Source organism: Caballeronia sp. DA-9, assembly GCF_051615025.1.
GTDB lineage: Bacteria > Pseudomonadota > Gammaproteobacteria > Burkholderiales > Burkholderiaceae > Caballeronia > Caballeronia sordidicola.
In genome coordinates this window covers 2,387,814-2,402,395 of record NZ_CP195133.1, presented here as the reverse complement: position 1 = coordinate 2,402,395, position 14,582 = coordinate 2,387,814, and the positions used below count along the sequence as shown (strand labels likewise).

Annotated in this window: 9 protein-coding genes, 2 tRNA genes and 3 rRNA genes; 8 read left to right on the top strand and 6 right to left on the bottom strand. The window is 54.9% G+C overall.

The window, feature by feature from the left end; all coding sequences use genetic code 11:
- Positions 1-305 precede the first annotated feature (305 nt).
- Positions 306-1,520, bottom strand: a complete 1,215-nt coding sequence (locus ACRWA7_RS27235; protein WP_060858541.1) for a DUF2863 family protein — start codon at positions 1,518-1,520, stop codon at positions 306-308.
- 650 nt (positions 1,521-2,170) lie between these two features.
- Between ACRWA7_RS27235 and ACRWA7_RS27230 the strand changes: the two genes are divergently transcribed.
- From ACRWA7_RS27230 to rrf, 5 genes are all read left to right on the top strand, one after another.
- A 16S ribosomal RNA gene (locus ACRWA7_RS27230) occupies positions 2,171-3,701 on the top strand.
- A 68-nt stretch (positions 3,702-3,769) separates the two neighbouring features.
- A tRNA-Ile gene (locus ACRWA7_RS27225) sits at positions 3,770-3,846 on the top strand.
- A gap of 79 nt (positions 3,847-3,925) precedes the next feature.
- A tRNA-Ala gene (locus ACRWA7_RS27220) sits at positions 3,926-4,001 on the top strand.
- Positions 4,002-4,316: 315 nt separating this feature from the next.
- Positions 4,317-7,196: ribosomal RNA gene (locus tag ACRWA7_RS27215) — 23S ribosomal RNA — on the top strand.
- A gap of 185 nt (positions 7,197-7,381) precedes the next feature.
- Positions 7,382-7,494 (top strand): 5S ribosomal RNA (gene rrf, locus ACRWA7_RS27210).
- Together the 16S, 23S and 5S rRNA genes with 2 tRNA genes alongside form the textbook arrangement of a ribosomal RNA operon.
- A 169-nt stretch (positions 7,495-7,663) precedes the next feature.
- Here rrf and ACRWA7_RS27205 read toward each other — a convergent pair.
- Complete coding sequence (locus ACRWA7_RS27205; RefSeq protein WP_438393433.1) at positions 7,664-8,596, bottom strand: dTDP-4-dehydrorhamnose reductase family protein; 933 nt, start codon at positions 8,594-8,596, stop codon at positions 7,664-7,666.
- Positions 8,593-8,811 carry a heavy-metal-associated domain-containing protein gene (locus ACRWA7_RS27200; protein ID WP_060819199.1) on the bottom strand — a complete coding sequence of 73 codons (219 nt, stop codon included), beginning with the start codon at positions 8,809-8,811 and terminating at the stop codon, positions 8,593-8,595. Before ACRWA7_RS27200 ends, ACRWA7_RS27205 begins: the two co-directional genes overlap by 4 nt.
- A gap of 81 nt (positions 8,812-8,892) precedes the next feature.
- Here ACRWA7_RS27200 and cueR point away from each other — a divergent pair, with 81 nt between their 5' ends.
- Together cueR and ACRWA7_RS27190 are read left to right on the top strand one after the other, a co-directional pair.
- Positions 8,893-9,279, top strand: coding sequence for a Cu(I)-responsive transcriptional regulator (gene cueR, locus ACRWA7_RS27195; RefSeq protein WP_060819197.1), 387 nt, complete (start codon positions 8,893-8,895; stop codon positions 9,277-9,279).
- Between the two features lie 271 nt (positions 9,280-9,550).
- Positions 9,551-9,697, top strand: coding sequence for a DUF3563 family protein (locus tag ACRWA7_RS27190; RefSeq protein WP_087882081.1), 147 nt, complete (start codon positions 9,551-9,553; stop codon positions 9,695-9,697).
- A gap of 73 nt (positions 9,698-9,770) precedes the next feature.
- On the opposite strand, the gene copM is transcribed toward ACRWA7_RS27190, so the two are convergent.
- From copM to ACRWA7_RS27175, 3 genes are all read right to left on the bottom strand, one after another.
- Positions 9,771-10,181, bottom strand: coding sequence for a CopM family metallochaperone (copM, locus tag ACRWA7_RS27185; protein ID WP_060819195.1), 411 nt, complete (start codon positions 10,179-10,181; stop codon positions 9,771-9,773).
- 851 nt (positions 10,182-11,032) lie between these two features.
- Positions 11,033-11,878, bottom strand: a complete 846-nt coding sequence (locus tag ACRWA7_RS27180; protein ID WP_060819278.1) for a 23S rRNA (adenine(2030)-N(6))-methyltransferase RlmJ — start codon at positions 11,876-11,878, stop codon at positions 11,033-11,035.
- Between the two features lie 150 nt (positions 11,879-12,028).
- Entirely contained in the window at positions 12,029-13,000 is a 972-nt protein-coding gene (locus ACRWA7_RS27175) for a potassium channel beta subunit family protein (RefSeq protein ID WP_438393429.1), read from the bottom strand.
- A 308-nt stretch (positions 13,001-13,308) separates the two neighbouring features.
- On the opposite strand from ACRWA7_RS27175, the gene ACRWA7_RS27170 reads away from it, so the two are divergent.
- Positions 13,309-14,538, top strand: coding sequence for a DUF3734 domain-containing protein (locus tag ACRWA7_RS27170; protein WP_438396800.1), 1,230 nt, complete (start codon positions 13,309-13,311; stop codon positions 14,536-14,538).
- Positions 14,539-14,582 lie beyond the last annotated feature (44 nt).

Below are 14,582 nucleotides of genomic sequence, written 5' to 3'. Positions count from 1 at the left end.
TATCTGAAGATCGTCTGGTGATACCGCATTTTTCTTAAAATGAGGCTAATGGAGCAAGACCGGATGAGATAAATCCGATTAACTGCGCGACTTGGCGGGTCACAGAAGGGCATGTGTATTTTTTGGCTTACGGATTCCAGTTCGGCACAGTTATGCGTAAATCGGTGAATGCACACAAAAAAATGCCGCTCCAACATTGATTGGAGCGGCATTTTGCCGATTTGCCGGAGAGCGATTTGGTTTCAGCTATCCGGTTTCCCCTAATACTGACAGCGATTCGTCATTTTTTGTCTCGTTTGGCAAAATCAGTGAAAATGCGGCTGCGCCGGCTCCGCGTCTTCCGGCATTTCTGCATGGACGATTTCGCCTAGTGGATCGGCATACAACGGTACGCCGCAGTCCTCGCAATATTCAGGTTCAAAGCGGCCGGAGTGTCGCCGAACATCCGTCACGCCCGACCGTTTCAGCAACGCAACAATTGCTTCAACGGGTCCGTCCGCGCCTTCGAGTTCCGCCGCGTCTTCTGCCGGTCCGGTTTCGCCATTCTCCCGGCCATAGAGCGGCCACACGACGCCATAAATCACGTCATTGCTGCCGCGCCGGGTAAATCCAACTCGATATTCGTCGATGCGCTGCTCGCCAAAACCGGCGATGACCGCGCGCAGCTCGTCCGGTGCAGTCCCGAGCGTATCGAAGAGATAGCGAACGGCGGTGCGCACGGAGTGTGGACGAACCTGTTCATCGGCGTCGCGGCATGCCGAATAGTAAGCGTCGGGCAACAGGCACTCGAATTCGCAGCCCGGCAAGATGGCCGCGAAAGTTGCTCCGCCCTGGGTTGTCCAATGTTCGAGGCATTGGCCGCGTTCGACCCGAACGCCGTTCGTCTCCTCTTGCCAGCGGAAGAGCGCCGAGCCGGCAGGTACGATTGCCATTGCAAGCAAAAAGCGCGGGTCGGCCAGGATCGGCGACGTCTCCGGCAGATCGGCCAGGTTCCCCCGAGCGGGTGCCTGGCCGAGCACGCTCTGGATCAGTTGCTGCGCAACGCGGGACGTTTCCACATGATGACGGGGCAACTGATCGATACTGTAAAGGTACGGCGACACCGCAACCTTGGCGCCATCTGCCAGTACGTGGGCCTGCAACTGGGTGCGCAACGCATCCGCCACGTCGGTTTTCAAAGGGCCAGACGGGATGGAATATCGCGTCCACGCGAGTACCGGCGCTGCGATGAGGAGCGCGTCATGGGCAACGCCGTCAATCTCGATGGCGAACGATTCGCTCTGCGTTTCGGCCATGTCGGCAAGCGCGCCGTAGGCATCGGGAAATTTTAGTTGCAGGTGGTCAAGCGCCGCGTCGAGCGCGGTCTGGTTTCCATTGCGGACAATTTTTGCGAGAAGCGTATCGAGGCGTGCTTCCCAAAACCGGTCTTCAATACGGCTGCCCGACGCAAACAGCGAGAGCGAGAGGCCGACAAGCTTTTCGGCGTCAGGGGGGAGTCGTTTGGCGATTCGCGAGCGCATAGGAGGCATTCATTAGGTGCAAAGAACCTTTGATTGTAGTCGCTATGTGTCGACTTGAGCCGTAATGCGCCCAGCGCTTTATCCGGCCGAGTCACCGGCGTAGCGAGCACGGATGCAGGCATCGTTAAAATTCTTTTGCTGAAGGACTTGCGCTGAGTTGAAACGGGCACTAGAATTCCGTTCCTTCGCTTCACGACGAGGCGAAGGGAAGCGAGAAAGTGCAGGAGCCGCAGCGCAACAGAGGATGCCGCAGAGCCAAGCAGGACGGGCGTTGCAGCAAAATCGGAAGTCAGGGGTTGAGTAAGAAACCTGTTGACGTAAAGCGAAGAGTTCTACATAATCTCATTTCTGTGCTGCAAACGCAGCGACGCGAAAGCGGCGGTGTTCTGAAGGTTGGAATGCTGGTGTTTTGGCGATGTTCTTTAAAAACTAACAGCCGATAAGTGTGGGCGCTTGGTGGTTTGCTTTGGGGTGTGGTGGTGTTTTCCGGGGTTTTTCGGGAGATGCTGCCGTGAAGCGAAAGTATCAAGTCTCACACTAGTATTAAGGTAGGTTTTGAGCGTCTTTCGGGTAACCGGAAGATGGGAGGAACTTGTCAGTACGTTGAGTGAGCGACCTATTCGGAAGAATAGAAAACAGTAACAGGCATTGAACTGAAGAGTTTGATCCTGGCTCAGATTGAACGCTGGCGGCATGCCTTACACATGCAAGTCGAACGGCAGCACGGGGGCAACCCTGGTGGCGAGTGGCGAACGGGTGAGTAATACATCGGAACGTGTCCTGTAGTGGGGGATAGCCCGGCGAAAGCCGGATTAATACCGCATACGATCTACGGAAGAAAGCGGGGGACCGAAAGGCCTCGCGCTATAGGGGCGGCCGATGGCAGATTAGCTAGTTGGTGGGGTAAAGGCCTACCAAGGCGACGATCTGTAGCTGGTCTGAGAGGACGACCAGCCACACTGGGACTGAGACACGGCCCAGACTCCTACGGGAGGCAGCAGTGGGGAATTTTGGACAATGGGGGCAACCCTGATCCAGCAATGCCGCGTGTGTGAAGAAGGCCTTCGGGTTGTAAAGCACTTTTGTCCGGAAAGAAAACCTTCGCTCTAATACAGTGGGGGGATGACGGTACCGGAAGAATAAGCACCGGCTAACTACGTGCCAGCAGCCGCGGTAATACGTAGGGTGCGAGCGTTAATCGGAATTACTGGGCGTAAAGCGTGCGCAGGCGGTTCGTTAAGACAGATGTGAAATCCCCGGGCTTAACCTGGGAACTGCATTTGTGACTGGCGAGCTAGAGTATGGCAGAGGGGGGTAGAATTCCACGTGTAGCAGTGAAATGCGTAGAGATGTGGAGGAATACCGATGGCGAAGGCAGCCCCCTGGGCCAATACTGACGCTCATGCACGAAAGCGTGGGGAGCAAACAGGATTAGATACCCTGGTAGTCCACGCCCTAAACGATGTCAACTAGTTGTTGGGGATTCATTTCCTTAGTAACGTAGCTAACGCGTGAAGTTGACCGCCTGGGGAGTACGGTCGCAAGATTAAAACTCAAAGGAATTGACGGGGACCCGCACAAGCGGTGGATGATGTGGATTAATTCGATGCAACGCGAAAAACCTTACCTACCCTTGACATGGTCGGAACCTGGCTGAAAGGCTGGGGTGCTCGAAAGAGAACCGATACACAGGTGCTGCATGGCTGTCGTCAGCTCGTGTCGTGAGATGTTGGGTTAAGTCCCGCAACGAGCGCAACCCTTGTCCTTAGTTGCTACGCAAGAGCACTCTAAGGAGACTGCCGGTGACAAACCGGAGGAAGGTGGGGATGACGTCAAGTCCTCATGGCCCTTATGGGTAGGGCTTCACACGTCATACAATGGTCGGAACAGAGGGCTGCCAACCCGTGAGGGGGAGCTAATCCCAGAAAACCGATCGTAGTCCGGATCGTAGTCTGCAACTCGACTACGTGAAGCTGGAATCGCTAGTAATCGCGGATCAGCATGCCGCGGTGAATACGTTCCCGGGTCTTGTACACACCGCCCGTCACACCATGGGAGTGGGTTTTACCAGAAGTGGCTAGTCTAACCGCAAGGAGGACGGTCACCACGGTAGGATTCATGACTGGGGTGAAGTCGTAACAAGGTAGCCGTATCGGAAGGTGCGGCTGGATCACCTCCTTTCTCGAGCTCAACGCTTTGAACAAAGCACTGAAGTGCTCACGCTTATCGGCTGTAAGAAGACAGGCTAAGGGTCTGTAGCTCAGTTGGTTAGAGCACCGTCTTGATAAGGCGGGGGTCGTTGGTTCGAATCCAACCAGACCCACCATGATTCGCTTGAGTGATGATTAACGAATGCGTTAAGCGTCATAAAAGAGGAATGACGGACCCTTCAGCATCAAGGTACGGGGGGATTAGCTCAGCTGGGAGAGCACCTGCTTTGCAAGCAGGGGGTCGTCGGTTCGATCCCGTCATCCTCCACCAATCACCAACGCAGATTTTTTATACCTGTGAGCAGAAAAGTGCTTGCGGTGTCGTGTGAAAAATACGCATTGGCGATTGAGCCAGTCAGTAAGCGGTTTTAAGCATAGCGCTTAAAGTCGTGCTGTCGTTCTTTAACAATCTGGAAGAAGTAGTAAAGAGATTCACGAAAATACACTTAGAGATGGGTGTATGAGTAGGTGAATCAGGGTTGTGATTGTATCAATGTATGAAAAGTTATCGAGAGATGGCTTGGAATACGGCGCAACACGAATACTCAACCTATGGCGCGCGTGTTGAGAGACACACTCGTTATAGGGTCAAGCGAACAAGTGCATGTGGTGGATGCCTTGGCGATCACAGGCGATGAAGGACGCGGTAGCCTGCGAAAAGCTTCGGGGAGCTGGCAAACGAGCTTTGATCCGAAGATGTCCGAATGGGGAAACCCGGCCCGTATGGGTCATCCTGGAGTGAATACATAGCTCCAGTGAAGCGAACGCGGTGAACTGAAACATCTAAGTAACCGCAGGAAAAGAAATCAACCGAGATTCCCAAAGTAGTGGCGAGCGAAATGGGATCAGCCTGTACCTTTTAGCATCATTGTTAGCCGAACGCTCTGGAAAGTGCGGCCATAGCAGGTGATAGCCCTGTAGGCGAAAACAGCGATGTGGAACTAGGGGTACGACAAGTAGGGCGGGACACGTGAAATCCTGTCTGAAGATGGGGGGACCATCCTCCAAGGCTAAATACTCGTGATCGACCGATAGTGAACCAGTACCGTGAGGGAAAGGCGAAAAGAACCCCGGGAGGGGAGTGAAATAGATCCTGAAACCGCATGCATACAAACAGTCGGAGCCTTGAAAGGGGTGACGGCGTACCTTTTGTATAATGGGTCAGCGACTTACGTTCAGTAGCAAGCTTAACTGATTAAGGCAGGCGTAGCGAAAGCGAGTCCGAATAGGGCGTCTCAGTTGCTGGGCGTAGACCCGAAACCAAGTGATCTATCCATGGCCAGGTTGAAGGTGCGGTAACACGTACTGGAGGACCGAACCCACTAATGTTGAAAAATTAGGGGATGAGCTGTGGATAGGGGTGAAAGGCTAAACAAACTTGGAAATAGCTGGTTCTCTCCGAAAACTATTTAGGTAGTGCCTCGTGTATCACCTTCGGGGGTAGAGCACTGTCATGGTTGTGGGGTCCATTGCGGATTACTACGCCATAGCAAACTCCGAATACCGAAGAGTGCAATCACGGGAGACAGACATCGGGTGCTAACGTCCGGTGTCAAGAGGGAAACAACCCAGACCGCCAGCTAAGGTCCCCAAATATTGCTAAGTGGGAAACGAAGTGGGAAGGCTAAAACAGTCAGGAGGTTGGCTTAGAAGCAGCCACCCTTTAAAGAAAGCGTAATAGCTCACTGATCGAGTCGTCCTGCGCGGAAGATGTAACGGGGCTAAGCAATATACCGAAGCTGCGGATGCATATTTATATGCATGGTAGGAGAGCGTTCCGTAAGCCTGTGAAGGTGCATTGAAAAGTGTGCTGGAGGTATCGGAAGTGCGAATGCTGACATGAGTAGCGATAAAGGGGGTGAAAAGCCCCCTCGCCGTAAGCCCAAGGTTTCCTACGCAACGTTCATCGGCGTAGGGTGAGTCGGCCCCTAAGGCGAGGCAGAAATGCGTAGCTGATGGGAAGCAGGTTAATATTCCTGCACCATTGTTAAATGCGATGGGGGGACGGATCGCGGAAGGTTGTCCGGGTGTTGGAAGTCCCGGTCCTTGCATTGGAGAAGGCGCTTAGGCAAATCCGGGCGCGGAATTCAAGGGTGCGAGGCCATTCACTTCGGTGAAGAAGCAATCGGAAGTGGTTCCAAGAAAAGCCTCTAAGCTTCAGTTTAACAAGACCGTACCGCAAACCGACACAGGTGGGCGAGATGAGTATTCTAAGGCGCTTGAGAGAACTCGGGAGAAGGAACTCGGCAAATTGGTACCGTAACTTCGGGATAAGGTACGCCCCTGTAGCTTGATGCGCCTGCGCGCAAAGGGTGAAGGGGTTGCAATAAACTGGTGGCTGCGACTGTTTAATAAAAACACAGCACTCTGCAAACACGAAAGTGGACGTATAGGGTGTGACGCCTGCCCGGTGCCGGAAGATTAAATGATGGGGTGCAAGCTCTTGATTGAAGTCCCGGTAAACGGCGGCCGTAACTATAACGGTCCTAAGGTAGCGAAATTCCTTGTCGGGTAAGTTCCGACCTGCACGAATGGCGTAACGATGGCCACACTGTCTCCTCCCGAGACTCAGCGAAGTTGAAGTGTTTGTGATGATGCAATCTCCCCGCGGCTAGACGGAAAGACCCCATGAACCTTTACTGTAGCTTTGCATTGGACTTTGAACCGATCTGTGTAGGATAGGTGGGAGGCTATGAAACCGGAACGCTAGTTTCGGTGGAGCCGTCCTTGAAATACCACCCTGGTTTGTTTGAGGTTCTAACCTTGGCCCGTGATCCGGGTCGGGGACAGTGCATGGTAGGCAGTTTGACTGGGGCGGTCTCCTCCCAAAGTGTAACGGAGGAGTACGAAGGTACGCTAGGTACGGTCGGAAATCGTGCTGATAGTGCAATGGCATAAGCGTGCTTAACTGCGAGACCGACAAGTCGAGCAGGTGCGAAAGCAGGTCATAGTGATCCGGTGGTTCTGTATGGAAGGGCCATCGCTCAACGGATAAAAGGTACTCTGGGGATAACAGGCTGATACCGCCCAAGAGTTCATATCGACGGCGGTGTTTGGCACCTCGATGTCGGCTCATCTCATCCTGGGGCTGTAGCCGGTCCCAAGGGTATGGCTGTTCGCCATTTAAAGAGGTACGTGAGCTGGGTTTAAAACGTCGTGAGACAGTTTGGTCCCTATCTGCCGTGGGCGTTGGATATTTGAAGGGGGCTGCTCCTAGTACGAGAGGACCGGAGTGGACGAACCTCTGGTGTACCGGTTGTCACGCCAGTGGCATCGCCGGGTAGCTATGTTCGGAAGAGATAACCGCTGAAAGCATCTAAGCGGGAAACTCGCCTTGAGATGAGATATCCCTGGAGCTTTAAGCTCCTTGAAGGGTCGTTCTAGACCAGGACGTTGATAGGTCAGGTGTGGAAGTGCAGTAATGCATTAAGCTAACTGATACTAATTGCCCGTAAGGCTTGATCCTATAACCAGTGTGTTTCGGCTGCCAATGCCGTAGCCAGAACCGCTCGGGTTGAGATCATGTTGTGCCAGTAACAACCACAACCCCAAGCAGCATCAGTAACCACGAGGCGCTCAACAAGCGAACTCGACTACTTCTTCCCCAGATTGGTTGTATCGACCAGAAAACCGATACAACACCCCTTTATGCCTGATGACCATAGCGAGTTGGTACCACCCCTTCCCATCCCGAACAGGACCGTGAAACGACTCCACGCCAATGATAGTGCGGATTCCCGTGTGAAAGTAGGTAATCGTCAGGCTCCCCATTCGCTGAGATACACTCAGCATAAACGCTAAAACCCCACCCAACTCGGTGGGGTTTTTGCGTTTACGGTTCCGATTTAATGCGCAGATGTCGCGCAACTGTGCGAGCTTCCAGGTCTCCGGGTTGAAAGCGTGCATCAGCGCAAAACTCGATAAATCACGCAGCTACCATACGATTGTAGGTTCCGGCCAGTTTTGTATCACCGTGCAAATCCCGGTTTCGAATGGCGTTCTGCGACCCATACCCATCGATTCCAATACATCCGAGGCCAAGTGGCAGTCCTTCGGGCGAGGCGTAGCATCGACCGGTGCATATTGAGGATGAAGCTTGGCTTCAACGCCTAACTTTCGGGCGATACAAGCAGCGATGTCATACTTTGTCATCGGCTCATCGCCAGACCAATGCATCACGCCATTGACAGGCGTACCGGATTCGCAGCGTTCCAATAACTGCCGAACCACAACTGCGACGTCCGGCGTGAAGGTCGGATAACGTGTCGCCCAGGCATCCATAGTCGCTGGCGCGTCTTCGCCCGTTGATTTCATGATAGCTGGCACCAAACTGGTTACTGCGGATTCGCTCCAGTCTACGACTGGTCCGTAGAGCAGCGGGAGACGTACAACGCAAGATCGCGCGCTTGTTCGCATCAACACACGCTCTCCCTCGAGCTTGCTAAGACCGTACGCGTTGAGTGGGTTCGGTACATCGTCGGGATGGTAGGGCGGTTGAGTGCCATCGAAGACATAGTCGGTGGAAATCGAAAGTGTCCACGCTCCGATTTCCCGAGCGACCGTTCCAATGAAACGCAACGCATCCACATTTAATGCCTTTGCAAGCGAGAGGTCGCTTTCGCAAATATCCGGTCGCCGCTCGGCCGCGGTTATCACAATGGCACTAGGATTCTGCTCAGCGATAAACCGCCGCACAGCGGCTTCGTCGCGGATATCGAGAATGACGGTCGTCGCGTTGCCGCGACGAAATGCTGTTTTAACCACTTGCCATCGCGTCTGCCGGGCAAGCTCGTCCGAAATCGCGCGCCCAAGTAGCCCGGAAGCGCCAATCACGGCGACTTTGAAGTCAGCGCTTTCGCTGATCATTCGGTTTTTGCCGAGAGAACTGTGTAACCGGCTTCATCAATGGCTTCTCTGAGCGCGTCGATAGTCTCGGTCGACGCAACGATCACTTTCCCGTGTTCAAGATCGACCTGCACTTTTGCATCGGCATCGATTTCATGAATCGAGCGCGTTACTGCCGCGACGCAATGCTGGCAGCTCATGCCTTCTACTTGAAATTCAGTCACGTCTATTCCCATGTTGAGTTTCTGAAACGAGACATGCTATACCTTCCTATCGTTGGAAGGTGTACAGTTGAAATAAAGTTTTGGAGCTTGACTATGAACATAGGTGAAGCCGCGCGCGCGTCGGGCGTAACCGCCAAAATGATTCGATACTACGAAAGCGTCGGGCTCTTGCCGCCTGTGGGGCGAGCAACGTCCGGGTATCGCGTGTACGGAACGCATGAAATCCACGCGCTCAAATTTGTGCGGCAGGCACGCCGACTCGGCTTTCTTGTTGAAGACATTCGAAAGCTCCTGGCTTTGTGGCAAGACCGAAAACGAGCTAGCGCAGAGGTGAAAGCAATCGCGCTCGAACACGTCGCGGAACTGGATAGACGAATTGCAGAGCTCACCGTCATGCGCGATACGTTGGCTCATCTCGCTGTCAATTGCCATGGCGATGAGCGACCAGATTGCCCTATCCTGGAACGGCTCGCAGGTTGATTCGAGTTGGTGCAAAATTTACAATTCTTCCTTTTGCAAAGAACTATATTGGTGCAAATTTAGCTGGAAGTTTCGGGCTACAGCGAAAAACTTATAAGAATCAGTTGGTTGATCGGTATCGGTGCATGCACCATTCCAAAAAAGAATGCACCCAATGCAGGCATTTCACTAACACTCGGATGCCGGTTCATCTATAATTCGGGTTAACCCTTTTGAGGGATATCCCTGACCCGAACCGCCGGGGATTCATTGAAATCCTTGGAGAAAAATCATGTTTGCATTCCTGCTCGAAAAAGTCAGCATCTGGTTTGAAACCGCCGAACGTAATCGTCGCGAGGAATATCTGGCTCAGTCGTCAGATATCGTCCAGCTTGAAAAGCGCATCCGTTCGCTGGAAACCGAAGGTTATTCGCTGTAAATTCCGACCGGTATCCGGTTGAAGACTGAAAAGGCCCCGCATGCGGGGCTTTGTCATTTCTCGGTGGCGGCAGTCACTTGCTCTGTGGATGAGCCGCGAGCCACTGCTTCATGAACGTGATTTCCTTGTCCTGCGACGCGATAATTTCCTTCGCCAGTGCGCGCAACTTCGCGTCTTTCCCATACCTCAATTCGACTTTGGCCATAGCAACCGCTCCCTGATGATGGGGAATCATGTGGGCGACGAAATCGTGGTCCGCATTTCCGGTGTACTCGATGCCTGACATACCCGACATCATTGACTGGTCGGCTGCCTGAAATGCTTTCGTTGCCTCGTTCCCCGGGGCGTTCTTCGTTGCCGACATGTCCATGCCAGCCATTGATCCAGCGGATGCCGGAGCCTGCGCAAAAGCTGTCGGCATCGACACAGCGATGCACGCCGCAACCGCAGCAATACCAGTAATGATCGGTTTCTGGAATGTCATTAAATCTCCGTAAGTTATCGAGCCGGGAAGGCTAGCCTAAGGCTTACCATCGCGGTAAGGTAAAGCGCTTTCATATGATATGAACGAGTTCTTTGAGGCGTATCAACAATCATAATTTGACGCGGGGCGCCATGAGTTCAAAACAGACGTGGATCAGATGCGCAGCCCTGGCCGGCGCGATGCTGGTTTTCAGCACAATGCCAGCGGACGTCTTTGCACAGCCAGGAGGTCGGCCGCTCATCTTGGACACACAAACAGGGATCCATAGTGGCGCTGGTGGTACGGTCCTACAGACGGGGCCACTGAACGAATCGGGCATGGTTCCGGCGCGCCCGCTCGGTTCGCTGCCGGAAGTACCGCAGCAGGGGCAGCAGCCGGTTGTAATTTCTCCGTACATTGAAGTGCAACCAGGCGGGTACGCCGGTGCTCAAGGCTATGGCATCTCGCCTGCAATCCAACCTCAGTCAGGTTCTGCGGGGTCGGGGCGCGGTCGTGGGCTGCGCTCTTCCGGGTCACATTCCGGCGGGTTATACGGCGTGCCGGCGGCTACTCGATCTCAGGCACAACCGGAACCGCAGTCTCAGCAACCGACCACCCGAGCGCAATCTCAAACGCGGTTGCAACCGCCGCCGCAGGTCGAATCGCAATCCCGCACTCAATCGCAGTCGTCCGAACAACCTCGGGCTCAACCGCGAGCGCAGCCTATACCCGCAGCGCCAACGTCCGCCGCAACCGATCCCGCGACTGCCTCAAAAAATGCGGGATTCGGACCAAAGGCCGTATCGCGTTCATCTGATCCGCACACGGCGACAGGCTCCGTCACTTCGGTGGAATAGCGAATGCAGCGTTTCTCAATCGCCCTTGTGCTCGAGCTTGAACGACGCCTTACTGTCTTGGCCGAGCGTATCGACCAGATAGGGGAGCGCCTGTTTCAGCTCGCCGGCCAAGGTGTACGGCGGATTCACGATAAACATACCGCTGCCAAACAAGCCAAAACCATCGACCGGCGGCTTGCTTACGGTCAATGAAGCATGCAGCCAGTTCTTCGGCTGGACGCGCTTCAACTGATCGGCGAAACGCTGCGACTCCAGCCGCGTCACTTGCGGATACCATACTGCATAAGTCCCGTTTGCAAACCGTTTGAGGCTTTCCTCAAGGCAATTCAGCGTACGCGCGTAATCGCGTTTGTCCTCGTACGACGGATCAATTAGCACCAAAGCACGGCGCGGCGGCGGCGGAAGAAGCTTGAGAATGCCTTCGAAGCCGTCGCCTTCGAAAAGCATCGCGCGGCGGCCGGCATCGCGGAAATTGTGGCGCAACACATCGATTTCGGTGGAATGCAGCTCGAACAGGCGCATCCGGTCTTGTTCGCGCATGGTTCGCCATGCAAGGTAGGGCGAACCGGGATAGAACTGCAGCGTCCCGTCCGCGTTGAGGGCTTTGACTTCCTTGACGTAATCCTTGAGCAGTCCGGGAAGATCTCGCTTGCCCCAAAGCTTGGCTATGCCCGTTTCGAACTCACCCGTTTTTGTCGCGTAACCATCAGCGAGCGAATACACGCCGGCCCCGGCATGTGTATCGATATACCAGAACGCCTTGTCCTTCTGGCCAAGGTATTGCAGCAACTGCACGACGATCGCGTGTTTCAGCACGTCTGCGTGGTTGCCTGCATGAAAGGCGTGTCGATAACTAAGCATGGCGATGAATGAGCGGAGACGAAAAACGAGAAGGAGCGGGCCGAGCCAGCCGGATAAATACCGGTCGAGATGCATTGCGTCAGGTGCATTACGTTTACACGCCGGCGGGGTCGCTATTGTAGCCGACCCGCATGCCGCTTCCCGCCGCGCTCACACGAACGCGTCGCCAACGATCTCCTCCATCCGCGCCTTGATCTCGGGCGTGATCTTTTTTACGACATCGATCGCTTTCATGTTTTCGTGAATCTGTTCGACGCGTGACGCGCCGGTAATGACCGTGCTGACATGCGGATTCAGCAGGATCCATGCAAGGGACAGTTGCGCGAGCGAACAACCGAGCTGATCAGAAACTTCGGCGAGTCTCCCGACAATGTTGTTCGCTCCTTTGTCCGTGAGTTTTTTCGATAACCATTCGTAACCCTGCAATTGCGCGCGGCTATTGGAGGGAACTCCGTCTCTATACTTGCCGGTCAGCAAGCCGGAAGCGAGCGGGCTCCACGTAGTCAGGCCGAGTCCAATGTCCTCGTAGAGCCGCTTGTATTCCTGCTCGACACGCGTGCGATGCAGCAGGTTGTACTCAGGCTGTTCCATCACGGGTTTGTGCAGATGATGCCGCTCGGCAATGTCATGGGCGCTGCGAATCTCGTCGGCGCTCCATTCGGACGTGCCCCAGTACAAGGCCTTGCCGCGCGCGATGATGTCACTCATTGCCCAGACGGTTTCCTCTATGGGCGTATGCGGATCTGGACGATGGCAGAACACGAGATCGACGTAATCGAGTTGCAGCCGTGCAAGCGATCCGTCGATAGCGTTATGCAGGTATTTGCGATTGAGCGTCTGATGCTGGTTCGCACCGTCGTTGAGCCCGAAGAAAAATTTCGTGGACACCACATAGCTCACGCGTGGCCAGGCAAGTTCCTTCAGCGCGCGGCCCATGATTTCCTCGGACCCGCCTTTGGAATAGACCTCAGCGTTATCGAAGAAACTGACTCCGTGATCCCGCGCCGCCGCAAGCGACTCGCGTGCGACCCGGTGATCGACCTGAGTGCCGTAAGTCACCCACGAGCCAATCGACAATTCACTGACCTGCAAGCCAGAACGTCCCAGCCGACGATAGTTCATATGCGGTATCTCCAGTTTAGGGTTTCTTGTGGTGCGAATCGGGTCTCAAAGCTTAATCGGTTTTCACACTTCACGTGGCGATGGGGATTGTCCGTGGGGTAAAGACTACGAGGATTGCGCAGGGTCGAAAAGCCGGCCGAATGGGCTATGACGTGTGCAGAAGGTTGATTGACGCGGCGTTGCATGGTCTTATTGTCCTGGAGCAAGCAAGCGTCGGCGCCCGGACGTAGAACACGTCAACAGGAGTTTCAATGGCAGAACGGACGAACAGTGTCAACGCGCGTGCAGGGTCAAAGCGCTCGAAGGTAATGAAAGAGCCCCGCGAAGTGACTTCGCTTGATCTTGCAGGACCAACGGAAGCAGCGGCGTCGCCCAGCCCGGATACGGCGAGGGCGATCAAGTTGCCGCCATACGAAACCATTGCGTTGATGCTGCAAGGAGGCGGGGCGCTCGGCGCCTATCAGGGTGGCGTTTATCAGGGATTGAACGAAGCGGGGATTCATCCGAACTGGATTGCCGGGATCTCCATCGGCGCGTTGAACACGGCAATCATCGCGGGGAATGCGCCGGAGAACAGGGTGCCGCGCCTGCTCGAATTTTGGGAAACAATCTGCCAGCCGGCTTTCATGCCGCCGTTGCCGGCATTCGTCGAGCATGCATTCTTTAATTCCACCGATGAAATTCGCAAGGCCTTCACCGCGATGCAGGCGGCGAGCGCGCTGGTGGAAGGCCAGAAGGGATTTTTCGTGCCGCGGTTTCCGCCGCCGTCGCCGTTGGCAGCGGGCGACCCCGCCACGGCCAGTTTCTATGACACACGGCCGTTGAAGGCAACGCTCGAACAGCTTTGCGATTTCGACCGGATCAACTCGCGGGAAACGCGGGTATCGGTGGGCGCCGTTAATGTGGCAACCGGGAACTTTGCGTACTTCGACAACACGCGCATGAAACTGCGTGCGGAACATTTCATGGCGTCCGGCGCGCTGCCACCAGGATTCGCTGCGGTCGAAATTGATGGCGAGTATTTCTGGGATGGCGGGCTCATGTCGAATACGCCGCTCTATGAGATTGCACAGGCCACGCCGCGTCGCGACACGCTCGCGTTCCAGGTCGACTTGTGGAGCGCGAAAGGCCCGGTGCCAGACAGCATTGTCGACGTAATGGGGCGGGTGAAGGATGTCCAGTATTCCAGCCGCACGCGGCTCGTCACCGACACCATGCAACGTTCGCAGCGATTTCGGAATGTCTTGAGGGAAGTGCTCGAGAAAGTACCGGTAGACGTTCGAAACAGCGATCCGTGGTGCAAGGCCGCGGAAGAACTTGCGTGCTCGAAGCGCTACAACGTGATTCACCTTATTTACAGGCACAAGGAGTTCGAGGGGCACTACAAGGACTATCAGTTTGGGTTGTCGACAATGCAGGAGCATTGGGCAAGCGGACTCACTGACATTCGTGGCACGCTCGGCCATCGTGACTGGCTGGATATGCCGCAGAATGATTCCGGCTTCATCACCCACGATATCCACCGCGACGGGCGCTAGCACGGCCGCGCAGCATAAAAAACGGCGCCCACAAGGAGCGCCGT

What these genes read in the sequence shown, in the direction of transcription:
- ACRWA7_RS27235 (WP_060858541.1), bottom strand. Translation starts at nt 1,520, where the DNA reads ATGCGCTCGCGAATCGCCAAACGACTCCCCCCTGACGCCGAAAAGCTT.
- ACRWA7_RS27205 (WP_438393433.1), bottom strand. Translation starts at nt 8,596, where the DNA reads ATGATCAGCGAAAGCGCTGACTTCAAAGTCGCCGTGATTGGCGCTTCC.
- ACRWA7_RS27200 (WP_060819199.1), bottom strand. Translation starts at nt 8,811, where the DNA reads ATGGGAATAGACGTGACTGAATTTCAAGTAGAAGGCATGAGCTGCCAG.
- cueR (WP_060819197.1), top strand. Translation starts at nt 8,893, where the DNA reads ATGAACATAGGTGAAGCCGCGCGCGCGTCGGGCGTAACCGCCAAAATG.
- ACRWA7_RS27190 (WP_087882081.1), top strand. Translation starts at nt 9,551, where the DNA reads ATGTTTGCATTCCTGCTCGAAAAAGTCAGCATCTGGTTTGAAACCGCC.
- copM (WP_060819195.1), bottom strand. Translation starts at nt 10,181, where the DNA reads ATGACATTCCAGAAACCGATCATTACTGGTATTGCTGCGGTTGCGGCG.
- ACRWA7_RS27180 (WP_060819278.1), bottom strand. Translation starts at nt 11,878, where the DNA reads ATGCTTAGTTATCGACACGCCTTTCATGCAGGCAACCACGCAGACGTG.
- ACRWA7_RS27175 (WP_438393429.1), bottom strand. Translation starts at nt 13,000, where the DNA reads ATGAACTATCGTCGGCTGGGACGTTCTGGCTTGCAGGTCAGTGAATTG.
- ACRWA7_RS27170 (WP_438396800.1), top strand. Translation starts at nt 13,309, where the DNA reads ATGAAAGAGCCCCGCGAAGTGACTTCGCTTGATCTTGCAGGACCAACG.